Annotated in this window: 17 protein-coding genes; all 17 read left to right on the top strand. The window is 41.8% G+C overall.

What is annotated here, in order from left to right:
* The first annotated feature begins 20 nt into the window (after positions 1 to 20).
* The 17 genes from ACXAE4_RS16100 (at position 21) to ACXAE4_RS16020 (ending at position 16908) form a co-directional block, all read left to right on the top strand.
* Positions 21 to 1079: a phosphotransferase family protein gene (locus tag ACXAE4_RS16100; protein ID WP_028413345.1), complete on the top strand. Its 1059-nt coding sequence runs from the start codon at positions 21 to 23 to the stop codon at positions 1077 to 1079.
* Positions 1076 to 1819: a 2-phosphosulfolactate phosphatase gene (locus ACXAE4_RS16095; RefSeq protein WP_098112606.1), complete on the top strand. Its 744-nt coding sequence runs from the start codon at positions 1076 to 1078 to the stop codon at positions 1817 to 1819. The genes ACXAE4_RS16100 and ACXAE4_RS16095 overlap by 4 nt, the downstream gene beginning before the upstream one ends.
* Entirely contained in the window at positions 1807 to 3585 is a 1779-nt protein-coding gene (locus tag ACXAE4_RS16090) for an acyl-CoA dehydrogenase family protein (RefSeq protein ID WP_098999326.1), read from the top strand. Before ACXAE4_RS16095 ends, ACXAE4_RS16090 begins: the two co-directional genes overlap by 13 nt.
* Positions 3586 to 3599: 14 nt before the next feature.
* Complete coding sequence (locus ACXAE4_RS16085; protein ID WP_028413342.1) at positions 3600 to 4361, top strand: SDR family NAD(P)-dependent oxidoreductase; 762 nt, start codon at positions 3600 to 3602, stop codon at positions 4359 to 4361.
* Positions 4362 to 4390: 29 nt separating this feature from the next.
* Entirely contained in the window at positions 4391 to 5164 is a 774-nt protein-coding gene (locus ACXAE4_RS16080; protein ID WP_028413341.1) for an enoyl-CoA hydratase/isomerase family protein, read from the top strand.
* Positions 5165 to 5180: 16 nt separating this feature from the next.
* Positions 5181 to 6164 carry a quinone oxidoreductase family protein gene (locus tag ACXAE4_RS16075; protein WP_028413340.1) on the top strand — a complete coding sequence of 328 codons (984 nt, stop codon included), beginning with the start codon at positions 5181 to 5183 and terminating at the stop codon, positions 6162 to 6164.
* A 193-nt stretch (positions 6165 to 6357) separates the two neighbouring features.
* Positions 6358 to 7242, top strand: a complete 885-nt coding sequence (gene pdxS / locus ACXAE4_RS16070; protein ID WP_028413339.1) for a pyridoxal 5'-phosphate synthase lyase subunit PdxS — start codon at positions 6358 to 6360, stop codon at positions 7240 to 7242.
* Positions 7243 to 7279: 37 nt separating this feature from the next.
* Positions 7280 to 7528 (top strand): ferredoxin, encoded by a 249-nt coding sequence (locus tag ACXAE4_RS16065; RefSeq protein ID WP_013057065.1) that lies wholly within the window; start codon positions 7280 to 7282, stop codon positions 7526 to 7528.
* 214 nt (positions 7529 to 7742) lie between these two features.
* On the top strand, positions 7743 to 8072 hold the full coding sequence (locus tag ACXAE4_RS16060) for a DUF3870 domain-containing protein (RefSeq protein WP_013057066.1): 330 nt from the start codon (positions 7743 to 7745) through the stop codon (positions 8070 to 8072).
* Positions 8073 to 8251: 179 nt separating this feature from the next.
* Positions 8252 to 8908, top strand: a complete 657-nt coding sequence (locus ACXAE4_RS16055) for a CoA transferase subunit A (protein ID WP_028413338.1) — start codon at positions 8252 to 8254, stop codon at positions 8906 to 8908.
* A gap of 1 nt (position 8909) precedes the next feature.
* Positions 8910 to 9572, top strand: coding sequence for a 3-oxoacid CoA-transferase subunit B (locus ACXAE4_RS16050; RefSeq protein ID WP_028413337.1), 663 nt, complete (start codon positions 8910 to 8912; stop codon positions 9570 to 9572).
* A complete protein-coding gene (locus ACXAE4_RS16045; RefSeq protein WP_028413336.1) occupies positions 9572 to 10753 on the top strand; it encodes a thiolase family protein in 1182 nt (393 codons plus the stop codon). The genes ACXAE4_RS16050 and ACXAE4_RS16045 overlap by 1 nt, the downstream gene beginning before the upstream one ends.
* A complete protein-coding gene (locus ACXAE4_RS16040; RefSeq protein WP_098999327.1) occupies positions 10741 to 12126 on the top strand; it encodes an aminotransferase family protein in 1386 nt (461 codons plus the stop codon). Before ACXAE4_RS16045 ends, ACXAE4_RS16040 begins: the two co-directional genes overlap by 13 nt.
* Complete coding sequence (locus ACXAE4_RS16035) at positions 12110 to 13405, top strand: aminotransferase class III-fold pyridoxal phosphate-dependent enzyme (RefSeq protein WP_028413334.1); 1296 nt, start codon at positions 12110 to 12112, stop codon at positions 13403 to 13405. Before ACXAE4_RS16040 ends, ACXAE4_RS16035 begins: the two co-directional genes overlap by 17 nt.
* Positions 13406 to 13433: 28 nt before the next feature.
* Positions 13434 to 14891 carry an aldehyde dehydrogenase family protein gene (locus ACXAE4_RS16030; protein ID WP_475236364.1) on the top strand — a complete coding sequence of 486 codons (1458 nt, stop codon included), beginning with the start codon at positions 13434 to 13436 and terminating at the stop codon, positions 14889 to 14891.
* A 29-nt stretch (positions 14892 to 14920) separates the two neighbouring features.
* The gene (locus tag ACXAE4_RS16025; RefSeq protein ID WP_028413332.1) at positions 14921 to 16441 is read left to right on the top strand and encodes a M81 family metallopeptidase; all 1521 of its coding nucleotides are present in this window, start codon (positions 14921 to 14923) and stop codon (positions 16439 to 16441) included.
* The gene (locus ACXAE4_RS16020) at positions 16429 to 16908 is read left to right on the top strand and encodes a GNAT family N-acetyltransferase (protein WP_028413331.1); all 480 of its coding nucleotides are present in this window, start codon (positions 16429 to 16431) and stop codon (positions 16906 to 16908) included. The genes ACXAE4_RS16025 and ACXAE4_RS16020 overlap by 13 nt, the downstream gene beginning before the upstream one ends.
* Positions 16909 to 16933 lie beyond the last annotated feature (25 nt).

The following is a 16933-nucleotide window of genomic DNA, read 5'->3' as shown; positions in this document are numbered from 1 at the left end:
AAAAAGCAGGTGGTAAAAGAATGTCACAAATCATTCCCGTACGAAAAGGAGAGGAATTAAACACGGAAAAACTGCATCAGTTTCTCCGTGTTTCGATTCTTGATTTACCTAAAGAGCCTCTTGTAATCAAGCAATTTGGATCAGGTGCGTCCAATTTAACCTACGCTCTTTCAGTCGGAGAGTGGGAGGCGGTGTTGAGACGCCCGCCATTTGGGCCAGTTGCGCCAAAAGCGCATGACATGGAAAGAGAATACAAGATTTTATCTGTTTTATCGAAGTCGTTCCCTCTCGCTCCTAGGCCGTATGTGTTTTGTGAAGATGAGACGGTGGTCGGAAAATCCTTTTTTTTAATGGAGCGAAAGCACGGTGTTCTCATCGACACAGCGTTTCCAAAAGAAGTGAAAGAAACGAGCCAACTTTGCCGTCGTATTTCAGAACAAATGGTGGATGTCCTTGTTCAGCTTCATGATGTTCCTTATAAAGGCACGCTCCTTGAAGAAATCAGCAAGCCTGAAGGTTTTTTAGAACGTCAAGTACACGGCTGGATTCATCGTTATGAAAAATCAAAAACAAGTGACATACCGGAAGTAGAAGCACTAAAGAAATGGTTGACCACACACATCCCCACTTCACAGCATCCAACCATTATTCACTATGATTATAAGCTTAACAATACGTTATTTTCACCGGATGGAAATAAAATTGTAGGATTATTTGACTGGGAAATGACAACCGTTGGAGACCCGCTTTCTGATTTGGGAGTGGCGATGAGCTATTGGATGGAAGACAGCGACCCTGAACTTTTAAAAAGAGGATTGGGGAACCCACCTGTTACTGTGCAAAAAAGCTTTTATTCCCGTCGAGATTTTGTGGAAGCGTATGCTAAAAAAAGCGGACGAGATGTGTCACACATTGACTTTTACCTGAAGTTTGCGTACTTCAAACTTGCTGTCATTTGTCAGCAAATTTATTACCGTTATAAAAAAGGCCAAACAAATGACAAACGGTTTTCACAATTTGGAGAGTATGTAAAAACGCTGATTATTCATGCTCTGCATACAGAACGCAGGCATATATGAAAAGAAAAGTTCACGTAATACTCAAAAAAGAAGAGCTTCTTGCCAAAAAGCTAGAAGGAAAAACGGTCGTTATATTTGACATCTTATTGGCTACTTCAACAATTGCGGCTGCTTTACAACAAGGAGCAATAGAGGTTATTCCCGTAAAAAACGAAGAAGAAGCGCGCAATAAAGCAAAAACGTATAAGCCTGATGAAATTGCGCTTGTAGGCGAATATAGAGGGAAAACGATTGAAGGCTTTTTTGATCCAAGCCCCAGCACGATAAAGCAGCATGTTCAAGATAAAACGGTTATTTTGTCCACCACTAATGGAACGGTGGCCATTCATAACGCTGAAAAAGCAAAACATGTCTATGCAGCTTCACTGTTAAACGGAGAAGCGGTTGCCAGTGCTGTTTGTCAACCAAGTCAAGATGAAACTGTTTTATTGGTTTGTTCAGGTTCATCCGATCGCTTCTGTCTAGAAGATTTATATGGAGCGGGGTACTTTATAAGCTGTCTTCTGCAACTAAAAACATTTTATTTAACGGATGCTGCAAAAGCCGCACTGCTTTTGTATAAGGCTTATGAGCATTCATCTCTTGAAATATTGAAACACTCAGCCGTAGGAGAAATGCTCACTCAGTATGGCTTTCTAGACGAAATTGGCTTTGTAAGCCGGAAAAACGTCTATTCTGTAGTTCCTAAGGTAGTGAAGAAAAAGCTAGTAAACGGGGAGGAAATGATATGTCTGAAATGAAAACCGAAGCAAAAGGCGGATCATTTTTACTTAAAAAAACATCTGCGCAGCACGTCTATACATCTGAAGACTTAACGGATGAGCATCGTATGATCGCTCAGACAGCAAAGCAGTTTATTGAAAAAGAAGTCGACCCTTACCACAGTGACATTGAGCAGCAAGATTTTGATAAAGTAGTAGAATTGATGCAAAAAGCAGGCGAACTCGGACTTCTTGCTCACAGTATTCCAGAAGCATATGGAGGACTAGGTCTTGATAAAGTAAGCAAAGGACTCGTCGGTGAAATCATCGGCCGGACAAGCGGATATGGAGTCGCTCATTCTAATCATACATGCATTGCGACACTTCCTATTACGTATTTTGGTACCAAAAAGCAAAAAGAAAAATACTTGCCCAAATTGGCAAGCGGTGAATATATTGGCGCCTACTGTTTGACAGAGCCAGAAGCTGGTTCTGATGCTCTTGCAGCCCAAACAAAAGCCGTATTAAATCCTGAAAAAACGCATTATGTATTAAATGGAACGAAGCAGTACATTACCAATGCTGCCTTTTCAGATACGTTCATCACATATGCAAAAGTAGACGGAGAACATTTTACCGCTTTTATTGTAGAAAAAGATTTTGAAGGACTGTCTCTCGGGCCAGAAGAAAAGAAAATGGGGATTAAAGGGTCGTCTACTCGCCCGGTTATTTATGAAGATTGTTTAGTACCCGTAGAAAACGTACTTGGACAAGTAGGAAGAGGTCACTTAATTGCGCTGAACGTTTTAAACCTTGGACGTTTTAACTTAGGTTCTGCATGTATGGGCGCAGCGAAATATGCGTTTGAACTTGCTTTAGGTTATACAAAAGAACGCAAGCAGTTTAAAACAGCTATTGCGGAATTTAACGCTTCAAAAGAAAAAATAGCAAAAATGGCGGCTCGTATTTTTGCATCTGAATCTATCCAGTACCGTACAGCTGGTTTACTAGAAGAGGCGCTTGGTGGACTATATGAAAGTGAAAATCATAAGTTAGTAGCTAAACAGCTGGCTGAATTTGCAATGGAATGTTCAGTGTGTAAAGTGTATGGATCGGAAACTCTTGATTTAATTGCCGATGAATCGCTGCAGCTTCATGGCGGAGCAGGATTTATTCAAGAATATAAAATTGAACAAGTATACCGTGACTCACGCATCAATCGTATTTTTGAAGGTACAAATGAAATCAACCGCCTTTTGCTTCCAACTCAGCTTCTAAAAAAAGCAGGCAAAGGAGAAATAGAGCTGAACAAACGAGTAGAACATGCCGTTAGTGAATTGATGAGCGGTCAGTGGGAAATATCTTCAAATGAACTTCTAGCACGAGAAAAGCAGGCTGTTATTACAACAAGGCATTTATTTCTTGCATTGCTAGGAACAGCATTCCAAACGTTTCAGAAAAATCTAGCGCAAGAACAAGAAACGCTGATGAAACTAGCAGAAATTGCTATTGGGCTATTAGCTATGGAGTCATCTGTGCTGCGCGTGGAAAAAGCTGTAACCAGAAATGGAGAAGAAAAAGAAACGTTAAAAAGCAAGCTCACAGCAACAGTTGTTAGTGAAACGCTCTTTGAAATTGAAAAGCAGGCTCGACAATTAATAAACGGGATGTTAACGGGTGAAAAACACCGACAGTACCGCACAATTCTTGGAAAATGGATGAATGATTTGCAAAGTGAAGGAGAGTTCATGCGCAATCGAGACATCGCCCGTGAATTTATCGACAGCGGACGATATGTTGTATAAGGAGGGATATTATGCTGCGTTTTGAAGGGCAAATAGCTGTTATTACAGGAGCTGGAAGCGGCATTGGAGAAGCGACCGCTCAAAGAATGGCGAAAGAAGGCGCTCGCGTCATTCTTGTCGGGCGAACGAAAGAAAAACTAATACAGGCTGCATCCGCTATTGACACACGGTGTGAACGAAAATGTACAGATATTTTCCCAGCTGATGTAACGCAAGAAGAAGACGTCAAAGAGCTTGCTGAGTTTATAAAAGAAAAGTACGGACAAATTCATTTATTAATTAATAACGCAGGCGGATCTGTTAATTCCACAATCAAAGAAACAACGCTTGAACAGTGGAAACAGGTGCAGGACGTCAATTTAACAAGCGTATTTCTTGTAACAAAACATTTGATTCCTATTTTAACTGAAGAAATAGCAGAAAATCGATCTATTGTTAACATCGCTTCTCTTTCAGGACATAAAGCAGGTGCGCAAATTCCCCACTATAGCGCTGCTAAAGCTGCTTTAATCAACTTTACAAAAGCAATGGCATTTGAATTAGCACCTCACGGAATCAGAGTAAACTCTGTGTCTCCTGGATTCGTAGAAACACCTTTAACACAGCCTGGACTTGAAAATGAGCGCTTCACTAAGGCAATCGAAAAAAATACGGCTTTAAAACGTGTAGGTAAACCAGATGAAATTGCAAATGTTATTGCTTTTGTAGCGTCTAAAGAGGCATCGTATATGACGGGAAGTGATTTATTAGTAGACGGCGGGTGGCTTATCGTTTAATACAAAGCAAAGAGGAGGAAGTCGAAATTATGAGTGATTTAGTAGTAGAAAAGCAGGGGACTATTTTATCTTTAACGTTAAATCGACCGGATCGTTTAAATGCATTCAGTGAGGAAATGATTGAAAAGTTAACAGCTGAAATAAAACAGGCACAAAGCGATGAGTCTATTAAAGTGGTTATATTAAATGGAGCGGGGCGCTCGTTTTCTGCCGGAGGCGATGTGAAAACGATGGGCCAAGCATCGGGAGCTGATGTTTATGAACATATCGGCCGTTTAAATGAATGTATTTTAGCGATGCAAAATCTAGAGAAGCCAATTATTTCAGCAGTTCATGGGTTTGCAGCAGGAGCTGCTTTTAATTTAGCTCTTGCCTCTGACTTTATCATCGCATCACAAGAAAGCCGATTTGTATTAAGCTTTTCTCAAGTGGGATTGATTTCAGATGGAGGAGGTCTTTACTTTCTCACAAAAGTCGTTGGCCCCCACAAAGCTAAAGAACTGCTATTTTTAGCAGAGCCTCTGGATGCCGATACGGCTTACAAAGCCGGTTTTTTGAACCGTGTAGTGCCGTTAGATCAGTTGAAAGATGAGGTTACGTCTTTTGCAAGCCGTTTATCACAAGGGCCAACGAAAGCGTACGGAAAAATGAAAAAAATCGTCAACGATTCATTCCATTTAACGCTAGAACAAGTGCTTGAACAAGAAAGGCTAACGCAAGTTCTTATGGTAGAAACGAGGGATCATCAAGAAGGAATATCTGCATTTAAAGAAAAAAGAAAGCCACTATTTCAAGGGAAATAAGAGGGGGATATAAAAGATGAAAGCTATTCAATTCACGCAGTATGGAGGGCCTGATGTTCTGCAAGTTATCGATATTGCACGCCCTGTACCTAAAAAGAAAGATGTGCTCATTAAAGTTGCGGCAATTGGCGTTAATTATGCCGACGCTGCGCGGCGCGAAGGAGCATATGTAGTCGAAACGCCGCTGCCTTTTATTCCAGGCTCTGAAGTAGCAGGCGAAGTGGTTGAAGTAGGCGAGGATGTACAAGGGATAAAAGTAGGTACAAAAGTCGTGACACTGCTGGGATCTAATCGAGCAACAGGATACGCTGAGTACACGCTGGCAGATTCAAGAGGCCTTATTCCGTTGCCGGAGAATGTGGATTTAACACAGGCCGTTGCTTTGCCTCTTCAAGGACTAACGGCTTATCATATTTTAAAAACAATGGGTCGCCTTGAAAAAGGAGAAATCGTCATCGTTCATGCAGCAGCAGGCGGCGTCGGAACCTTAGCTGTTCAGCTTGCGAAAATTTTTGGAGCTGGAAAAGTTATTGCTACAGCGAGCTCTAAAGAAAAGCTTGAGCTTGCAAAAAATCTTGGAGCCGACGAAGTGATTAACTATACAGAAACAGGCTGGGAAAAACGGATTTTAGAAGTAACAGAAGGAAAAGGAGCCGATATTATTTTAGAAATGGTAGGAGGGCATATATTCTATGAATCTCTTCAATGTCTTGCACCATTTGGACGCCTCGTTTTTTACGGAATGGCTAGCGGAAAATCTGTAAAGTTTAACCCTGCTCGCCTGATGGAAAAAAATCAGTCGGTTCTCGGCTTTTTCTTACCTCAAATGATGGCAAAACCAGCACTTTATCAGCAAAGCCTGCATGAGCTATTAAACTACGTGAATTCCGGTCAGTTAAAATTAATGCTGGGCGGTACATTTTCACTTGAAGAAGCAGCAGATGTACATCGTCTGCTTCAAGGAAGAAAAACGACCGGAAAATTAGTGTTAGTTCCTTAATAAAACAGCTTCCGTCTCTAATAGGGATGGAAGCTGTTTTAGTTTAAAAAATTGGCTTTCGCCTGCCAAATTTTTAAAAACCGCTTAATAATTCGGCATAAAAATCAGTACTTTTTACTAATTTCTTCTATATTTTAACACTGGCATGGAAGTTGCATAATAAGTGTTTGAACATATAAAGGAGGAATTGAATATGGTGAGAAATGGAACGGACCGCGTGAAGCGGGGAATGGCAGAAATGCAAAAAGGCGGCGTTATCATGGACGTGATCAATGCAGAACAGGCAAAGATTGCAGAGGTAGCAGGCGCTGTTGCTGTTATGGCGTTAGAGCGTGTTCCAGCTGATATTCGTGCAGCAGGCGGCGTGTCTCGTATGGCAGACCCAACAATTGTTGAAGAAGTGATGAACGCTGTATCCATTCCAGTTATGGCAAAAGCCCGAATCGGCCATATTGTTGAAGCACGCGTGCTAGAAGCGATGGGTGTAGACTACATTGATGAAAGTGAAGTACTTACTCCAGCTGATGAGGAATATCACCTTAACAAAAGTACATTTACGGTTCCATTTGTATGCGGATGCCGTGATTTAGGGGAAGCAGCAAGACGAATTGGTGAAGGTGCTTCGATGCTTCGTACAAAAGGCGAACCAGGAACAGGAAATATCGTGGAAGCAGTGCGTCATATGCGCCAAGTCAACGCTCAAGTACGTAAAGTGGTAGGCATGGATGAAGACGAGTTAATGACAGAAGCCAAACTATTAGGTGCCCCCTATGAGCTATTACTGCAAATTAAACGTGAAGGCCGCTTACCGGTTGTAAACTTTGCAGCAGGCGGCGTAGCAACACCCGCGGACGCAGCGTTAATGATGCAGCTTGGAGCAGACGGCGTGTTCGTTGGATCAGGAATCTTTAAATCCGACAACCCTGAAAAATTTGCTCGAGCAATCGTTGAGGCAACAACGCATTATCAAGATTATGAACTCATTGCAAGCTTGTCAAAAGGGCTAGGAAGTGCAATGAAAGGAATTGAAATTTCATCATTATTACCAGAAAATCGTATGCAAGAACGCGGCTGGTAATAAGTAATAACTTTTAAACTTAGTTAGGAGAATGATCATGGGGAAATATACAATAGTCGATAAAGAAACGTGTATTGCGTGCGGCGCATGCGGAGCTGCGGCACCTGATATTTATGATTATGATGATGAAGGAATTGCGTTCGTTATCCTTGATGATAATCAAGGCACTGTTGAAGTGCCCCAAGAGTTAGAAGACGATTTAATAGATGCGTTTGAAGGCTGTCCAACAGAGTCCATCCGTATAGCAGATGAAAAGTTTGATGGAGATTCGAATAAATTTCAATAAAGCCGAATAAATAAAAAAATAGAAAGTTTTTTTAAAAGAAAAGAAGGATTTTGTCTAGAAAAGGCGAAATGTTAGTTGTGTAAGAACATATCTTTTTAAAAATGAAAGCACTTACATAACTAAAAGCATATGAGTTAGTCTCATTTGACCTTTCAGAATTATTAGTGTAAATGTGCGGAGTAATTAAATAGTTTTTAAAAGGAGATTAAGGGGCATGCAAATACTGAATACAGTCATTGTGACAGGATATGCAAAAGCTCCACAGGGAACTTCCATGTATGAAATGTATAAGCATGCGGGAATTGTACTAGAAGTGGATCTGACAGAGCATAAAATTGTAAATGCTGAGTTTACGTTTATTACGGAGCTGACGCAAAATTTTTTCCGGAAGCTGCTTATTGGTTACTGCCTTGCAGATGGAATTGAACCTCTTATTGAACGTATTCAAAATTATTATTTTGCTCCATCTCAACAGGCGATTATCGTAGCGCTTCAGGCTGCAATCCAACGTTACTGGGATAATGTGAATCAAAAAATTACATAGCGTTTGGTTAGAATAAAGTGAGAAGACAACCTCTTTTCATGGTCTTATTAAAACCAAGCAGACACACACGCTTTACAAAGAATGGGGGACGTTCCTGTTTCTTTGGGGAGTCATTGTGTCCTGCTTGGTTTTTTTCGTGTAAAGCGCTGTGAAATATAAAAAGAAAAGGAGGAAACAAAATGAACAAAATCATCACGCGCGAAGAAGCAGTAGGAAAAATAACTGATGGCGCACGCATTATGGTAGGTGGATTTGGTCTTGTAGGAAGCCCGCTTAGTCTAATTGAGGCGATTGCCAAATCAAACCTTAAAGATTTAGAGATTATTAGTAATAACCTCGGTGAACCTGGAAAAGGATTGGGTATATTGGTTCAAAGAAAACAAGTAAAAAAAGCTATAGGTTCGTATTTCACTTCCAATCCTGAAGTTGTGCATGCCTATCAACAACAAGAACTTCAAGTGGAGCTTATCCCGCAAGGAACAATGTCCGAGGCTATTAGAGCAGGAGGTGCGGGCATTGGAGGATTTTACACGCCTGTGAGCGTAGGGACTCAGCTCGCTGAAGGAAAAGAAGAACGAGTATTAAAAGGAAAGAAATATGTTTTGCAAGAATCGCTGCACGCAGATGTAGCGCTTATAAAAGCTAAAAAAGCAGACCGACTCGGAAATCTTATTTACAGCAAATCAGCAAGAAACTTTAATCCAATGATGGCAACGGCCGCTGATATCGTGATTGCTGAAGTAGAAGAAGTGGTTGAAGTTGGACAAATTTCTCCTGAAGAAATTATCACTCCTCATTTATACGTTACTTATATCGTAGTGAAAGGAGAAAAATAAGATGAACGTCAAACAATATATTGCTGGGCGCGCTGCAAAAGAGCTTTGTCAAGGAGATGTAGTGAACTTAGGGATAGGGATTCCTACTTTGGTTGCTAATTATATTTCACCCGATGTTCACGTGTTTTTACATTCAGAAAACGGAATTCTCGGCGTTGGCCCTACTCCTGAAGAAACCTATATAGATCCAGAGCTTGTGAATGCTGGGAAGCTTCCCGTCACGGTCTTGGAAGGTGCCTCATTTTTTAACAGCGCTGATTCTTTTGCGATGATACGCGGAGGTCATGTGAATGTATCCATTCTTGGAGTGCTTCAAGTAGATGAAGCAGGGCGAATTGCGAACTGGGCTGTCCCTGGGAAAAGTGTTCTTGGCGTAGGAGGAGCAATGGATTTATTAGAAGGATCGAAAAAAGTGATTGTGACGACTCTTCATACGAATAGTCAAGGAGAGTCAAAGCTAGTTAGGAATTTAACCTATCCGCTTACTTCAGAGCGACGAGTCGATATGATTATTACGGAATTAGCTGTCTTTTCGGTAACCCATCTTGGTCTTGAACTTCTTGAAACAGCTCCGGGTGTTTCTTTAGAGGAAGTAAAACAAAAAACAGAGGCTTCTTTTCATGTTTCTAAATTATTTAATAAAAACAATGAGGTGACGGCATAATGGCAGTGATTGTAAATGCATTTCGAACCCCTATTGGAAAGTTTGGCGGTTCGCTTGCAGATACGCTTCCAGAAGAACTAGTCTCTCTTGTGATGAAAAACAATTTGTCTTCAGCGGGATATACTTCAGAGATTGTTGATGAAATCATTGTCGGACAGACGAAACAAAGCGCTCATGCTCCTAATATAGCGAGAGTAGCCGGGCTGAGAGCTCAATTCTCTGAACGTATTCCAGCTTATACCGTGCACCGCCAGTGCGGTTCAGGCATGCAGGCTGTAATGAATGGAGCTATGTCCATTTTATCAGGTCAAGCCGAAGTGGTATTAGCCGGAGGAGCGGAAAGCATGTCTCAAGCACCGCACTATACGGTAGGCACTCGTTTTGGTTTTCACGTTGGTGATTTAACACTCTATGACTCTAATACAGAAAGTCAGCCAAAATCACAGCCTGAAACGCTATACGGAACGTTTACAATGGGACAGACGGCGGAGTGGCTTGCTGAAAAGTATAGCATTAGCCGTACGGAGCAGGACGAGTTTGCTTTTTATAGTCAGGAAAAAGCTAGGCGGGCTATAGAACTTGATTTGTTCGAAGAAGAAATTATACCGGTTCCTGTAAAAGAAGGAATGAGGCATTTTGCAACAGATGAATTTCCTCGTCTTACTAGCAAAGAAAAGCTTGGTACGCTTAAGCCCGTTTTTCAAAGAAATGGAACGGTGACAGCTGGAAATTCATCCGGCAGAAACGATGGCGCTTCAATGATGCTGTTGATGTCGGAAGAAAAAGCTGAGCAGCTTGGATTAACGCCTATGGCAAAGATTGTGTCGTTTGCCGCAGCCGGCGTCTCTCCAAAGGAAATGGGAATTGGCCCCGTTTCTGCTTCGCAAATTGCTTTAAATAAAGCTGGTTTAAGCTTAGGTGATATGGACTTGATTGAATTAAACGAAGCATTTGCCGCTCAAAGTATTGCTTGCTTAAGAGAATGGGACATCACATCAGAAAAAGTGAATGTAAACGGAGGAGCGATTGCTCTTGGACACCCTTTAGGCTGCTCCGGGGCAAGAATCATCACAACTCTGTGTCATGAACTCCACAAGCAAAAAAGACGATACGGCCTGGCTACTATTTGCGTTGCAGGAGGATTAGGAATGGCGATGGTGGTGGAAAGATGGACGAAATAAAAAGAGATTATGTTTTTCATAGAGATTTAACAAAAAAGTATCCAATGATTACGCATGGTGAAGGAAGCTACTTAATAGATGAACAAGGAAAAAAGTATTTAGACGGCTGCTCCGGCGCCGTGGCGGCAAACTTAGGGCACGGCATTGCGCAAATAGCCGAGGCGATGGCGGAGCAGGCAAAAAAAGCGGCGTTTGTTCATACATTACGTTTTGAAACGGATGTTTTGCATAAACTTGCAGGCAAAATTGGAGAAATGGCGCCGCTTCATTTAAACAAAGTCTATTTTACATCAGGAGGATCAGAAGCAAATGAAAGTGCATTAAAATTAGCAAGGCAATATCACAGGGATGCCGGAAAGATGCAAAAACACATCGTAATCGGAAGGTGGCAGTCTTACCATGGAAACACGATAGGGGCACTATCAGCTGGAGGAGACGTAAAAAGACGATATCCTTATACACCTAATCTTTTACATTTTGCGCACGTCTATTCGCCGTATTGTCATCGCTGTCCGTATAATCGCAATCAAGAAGACTGCGTGGCAAATCAAAATTGGAGCTGCATCACCGATATTGAACGCACCATTTTAGAGCTTGGTCCAGAAAATATTTCAGCTTTTATCGCAGAGACCATCGTAGGAAGTCAGCAAGGAGCTGTTGTACCTCCGCTTGACTATTTCAAAAAAGTACGTGAGCTCTGCAGCCGTTATGACATTCTTTTGATTGTTGATGAAGTGATGACAGGCTTTGGGAGAACGGGAACTGATTTTGCAGTGGAACAATTCGGAATCGAACCGGATATTCTAACGTTTGGTAAAGGAGTTTCAGCAGGGTACGCTCCTTTAGGAGGAATGGTTGTCCATGACCGTCTGATTCAAGGACTGTTAGAAAATAGCGGCGGAAAATTCCTTCACGGCTATACGTACAGTGGACATCCTGTTTCGATAGCGGCAGGACTTGCTGCTTTGGACATGTATGAAGAAGTAAATATCCTTCAAAATGTAGAAACTCAAGGTGCGTATTTAATGGAATGTTTAGTAGCGCTGCAGCGCAAGCATCCGTATATTTCAGATATTCGTGGCCGCGGACTTTTAATTGGATTAGAACTAATGAAAGACGCCAATCAACAGATATTTTTCGAGCCAGGTGAAGCAGCCAGCGAAAAGCTCAATGAAATTTGTATGGAGCTTGGAGGCGTATTTTATCCAGGGTCCGGATCTATAGATGGACATAAAGGAGAACATATCATTATTAGTCCTCCTTTAAATATAACGAAATCAGAAGTTGATGAAATAGTGAGATTGCTAGATCATGCGTTTTCTATTTTTCATCAGCACATAAGAAAGGATGAGTCATATGAAAGTGCAAAATAAAACAGAAGAGCTTCAAATCAAAGGCAAAAAACATTTATCACCCGTGATGACAAGAGTAACAGAGCTTGTTATTGAAAAAGCGCACGGTGCGAAATTTTGGACAGCTGATGGCACGGAATATATTGATTTTGTATCAGGAGTAGCTGTCAATGCAGTAGGTCATACACATGAAAAGATGGTAGAAGCAATTAAAAAACAAGCAGATCAGCTGCTTCACCTCGGTTTAAATTACGGATACTACGAAACAGCTGTGAATTTGGCAGAAAAACTTGCGCAAATTACGCCAGGAAACTTAGATACGGTTTTCTTTTCAAACTCAGGCGCAGAAGCTATTGATGGAGCGCTTAAGTTAGCAAAAGCGGCCACTGGCAGACCAGGGATTATCGCTTTTGAAGGTTCTTTTCATGGCCGTACACTCGGAGCTACAGCTATTACGGCTTCAAGCTCCAAGTACCGAAGCTACTACGAGCCGATTTTGGGAGAAGTGTATCACGCGCCTTATCCGTATCCAAGTCAGCTTCCTAATATTGACGAGGAAGAAGCGGAAGCATATTGCTTAAATCAACTGCAAAAGCTGTTTGAACTGCGAGTGGATCCTTCACGCGTAGCGGCGATTGTTATTGAGCCAGTCATGGGCGAAGGAGGCTATTACCCTGCTCCTTCTAGCTTTTTACGCGCACTGAGAGACATAGCGAATGATTATGGCATTCTGCTTATCTTTGATGAAGTGCAAACGGGATTCGGGCGCACTGGAAAAATGTTTGCCGCGGAACATGCTGGAGTCACACCAGATATTTTAGTTTTAGCAAAAGCTCTTTCCGGTGGTATGCCACTAGGAGCGATTGTAGCAAGCCGAGAACTGCATGAGAAATGGCCAACAGCCGGACATGGTTCTACTTTTGGTGGAAATCCAGTATCGTGCGCAGCTGCTTTAGCTAACATTTCAATCATTGAAGAAGAAAAGCTTGTAGAGCGCAGTGAAAAAGTAGGTGCCGATATTGTGAAACGTCTTCAGCATTCTATCGGACATTTACCGGCTATTAAAGAGGTTAGAGGAATTGGCATGATGATTGGCATTGAATTTCATGTTGAAACAGCAGCTGCTTATGTTCCTGCCATTAAATCAAAAGCGCTGGAAAGAAGACTGCTTATCATGAACTGTGGAGTCAAAGGGCAAACCATTCGCTTAATGCTGCCGCTGAATATTGATAAAGACGTGCTGAATCAAGGGCTGTCTTTATTAGAAGAAGTCATCACAGAAGCAGTTTCAATTAACTAGCTTTTTAAATGAAAAGGAGGGTAACGATATGAGTCAAACTAAAACCGAACTGCTGCAAGGAGATTTATATATTAACGGCGAGTGGGTAAGTGAAGAGGAGCAAACCTATTTTAAAAGTATAAACCCTGCAACACAAGAGCTCGTCGGAATGTGCGCAGCCGCTACGGCTAGTCAAGTCGATGCTGCCGTAAACGCGGCTAGGAAAGCCTACAGCCACTGGAAAAATACATCTATTCCTGAACGTGCAGCATTTTTAACAAAAGCAGCTTTGCTTTTTGAAGACAGAAAAGAAGAGCTAGCTCAAGTGATGACAAAAGAAATGGGAAAACCACTGACAGAATCCATAGGGGAAGTTGGTGTCGTCATTGCAACAGCTCAGTATATGGCGGGAGAAGGAAGACGTTTGTTTGGCGAAATAGTGCCCGCTGGCTTTCCTGACCGAGATATAAAAATGGTGCGCGAACCGCTTGGAGTTGTGGCATGTATTACACCTTGGAACTTTCCTGTTTCTCTCGCTTCTTATAAAATGTTTGCTGCTTTAATTGCTGGCAACACGGTTGTTTGGAAGCCGGCTTCAGAAGTGGCGCTCTCAGCGAAGATTTTTATGGAAGTATTGCACGCTGCGGGGCTTCCAAAAGGAACGATTAACTTGCTTACAGGATCGGGCAGAATCGTTGGACAAAAGCTTGCTACGCACTCTGAAGTGAAAATCATCTCATTTACAGGTTCTACGGAAGTTGGTCAGCAATTAGCAGAAATGAGCAGCAAAACCTTAAAGCGTATTTCTTTAGAGCTAGGAGGAAAAAACGCGGTTATCGTATTAAAAGATGCCAATCTGGATAAAGCAGCAGAGGGAATCGTTAAATCAGCATTCACGACAACGGGTCAGCGCTGTACCGCAGCTAGCAGAGTCATCGTGGAGCGTTCAGTAAAAGAAGAGCTGTTGAAAAAAGTAATAGCTCTTACAGAAGAAATGAAGATTGGAAATGGTCTTGATGAAGGGGTTGCAATAGGACCGCTTGTTAATGAACAGCAGTGCCGTTTAGTAGAAGATTACGTACAAAAAGCGGTAGAAGAAGGTGGGAATATTGCGCTCGGAGGTCGTGCTTTATCAGAGTTAGGAACTTGTTATTACATGCCTACAATCATCGATAACGTCTATTCAAATCACACAATTGCTCAAGAAGAGATTTTTGGTCCCGTGCTTGCTTTTATTGAAGTAGATGGCTACGAAGAAGCAATGAGCGTCAATAATGGAACGGTGTACGGACTTTCCACTTCTATTTATACAAGCAGCTTGCACTATGCCAGCCGAGCTGCCAAAGACGCTGTTAGCGGATTAGTCTATATCAATAACGGAACATCTAATGCTGAAATGGGGGTAGCATTCGGTGGAATGAAAATGTCTGGCAACGGCCACAGGGAAGTTTCTCATCATGCATTTGATGTGATGACAGAATGGAAGTCTGTCTACACCAACTATTAATCTCGCACCTTAGCGAAAAGGAGGAGCACATGTCTTCATATCGCATTGGCATTGCCTTTTTTTATCATGAATCTCACAGCTTTAGTCCATTAAAAACAGAAATAGAACAGTTTGTACAAGAAGGATATTTTGTTGGAACGGAAATATATAAAGCATACTCAGGAACCAAAACAGAAGTAGGGGGATTTTTGGATGTATTAAAGCAAGAGAAGCAAGTAGAAATCGTTCCCCTTGTTTGTGCAGCTGCAATTCCGTCTGGGGTTGTATCTTCGGCAGCTTATTACACAATTGAAAAGCAAATGCTGCATATGCTTACTCACGCCGGCCCGCTAGATGGCTTATTAATCGCCTTGCACGGCGCAATGGTAGCAGAGCATCTTTTCGATCCGGAAGCTCATTTGTTAGGTCAAATAAGAAGCTGTATAGGAAATAACGTTCCTATTGCCACTACGCTCGATATGCATGCAAATGTCAGTGAAGATATGCTTACGTACACGTCGCTTCACTTTGGTTTTAAAACATATCCTCACGTTGATATGTATGAACAAGGAGTTAACGCTGCGCGAGCGCTTTTAACACAAGTAAAAGAAAGCGCTATCTATTATGCGTCTTTAAAAAAACTGCCCATGCTTTTGCCGTCGATTAATATGCGAACAGCAGAAGGGCCGATGAAAAAAATGATTGATCTTGCTAAGCAAGCCGAGCAAGAAGAAGACGTATACAATGTTTCCATTTTTGGAGGCTTTCCGTATTCTGATATTCCAATTGCGGGAGCAAGCGTGCTCGTAACAGCTTTGAATCCTGAAACAGCAGAAAAAACAGCAAATAGACTAGCTTCTCAGTTTTGGAGTATAAAAGAAGATTTTATCATGGATTTGCCTACCGTTGAAGAAGGTCTGCAAACAGCGTTAAAACGATCAAACGAACAGCCAATTGTGCTCGCTGATATAGCGGACAATCCTTTAAGCTGTGGAAGCGGTGATACAACAGAGCTTTTAGAATACATGCTGAAGCTAAATATGCCGGGGACACTGTTTGGAGGTCTTTATGACCCTGAATCTATTAAACAATGCGTGCAAGCAGGAGTTGGAAGCTACGTCTCTCTTTCCTTAGGAGGAAAAGTTTCTCCTGAGTTTGGAAAGCCCGTTGAAGTTGAAGCAAAGGTCATTGGCTTATCAGAAGGTGAGTTTTACAATTCGGGACCGTTTAATCAGCATTTAAAAGTAAATGTAAAAGGCGCAGCTCATATTCGAGTAGGAGAATTGGATATTTTGTTGATTGGAAGGCCGGTATCAGCAAACGATCCTGAACTTTTTCGCCATATCGGTATCGAGCCAGCAAGGAAAAAAATAATTGGTTTAAAAGCTAAAAATCATTTCAGAGCCGCTTTTGAACCGCTTGTAGGGTCTATCGTCTATGTGGATGCTCCAGGCTTAGCGTCAAATCGCTTAACGACCTTTAATTATCAGCACCTTCCAAGTCCAATATGGCCGCTGCAAGATGCAAAATATGAAAGTGAAAAAAGGAGGAAAGAAAAATGGATGCATTAAAAGAGCAGTATTATATCGAAGTCCCAGAGTCGTTAAGTCCCGCGCAGCAAAAAATGATGATTGAACTTGAAAAAGATGCGTTTCCGGGCATGGGAGCCGTTGATGAACAGACGCTTGTACCTTTAGCGCGCTACGGAAAGCTCATTCAATATTTCCAGGAAAATGACGCAAGGCCAATTGCCATTTGCGAGCTGCTTAGAGATTACAAAGATGTCACAAAAGCTTATATCTTTGGGTTCTACGTCCGCTCTGATAAACAAGGAAGCGGAATTGGACAGCTGTTCTTAGAAGAGATATTTTCGATTCTACAAAAAGATAATTTTGAAAGTGTTTGTTTGACTGTGAATGTAAAAAATGAAGGCGCTGTTAAGCTGTATAAAAAAATGGACTTTACGATTAAAGAAACGCGAGCAGGAGAGTTTGGCGAAGGAGAAGATCGCTATTATATGGTGCGGTCAATTTCTTAGTAGAACATCTATTCAAAAAATGAAC

It is taken from the genome of Priestia sp. ABM2_011, from assembly GCF_056158845.1.
This window is presented reverse-complemented; position numbering and strand designations above follow the sequence as displayed.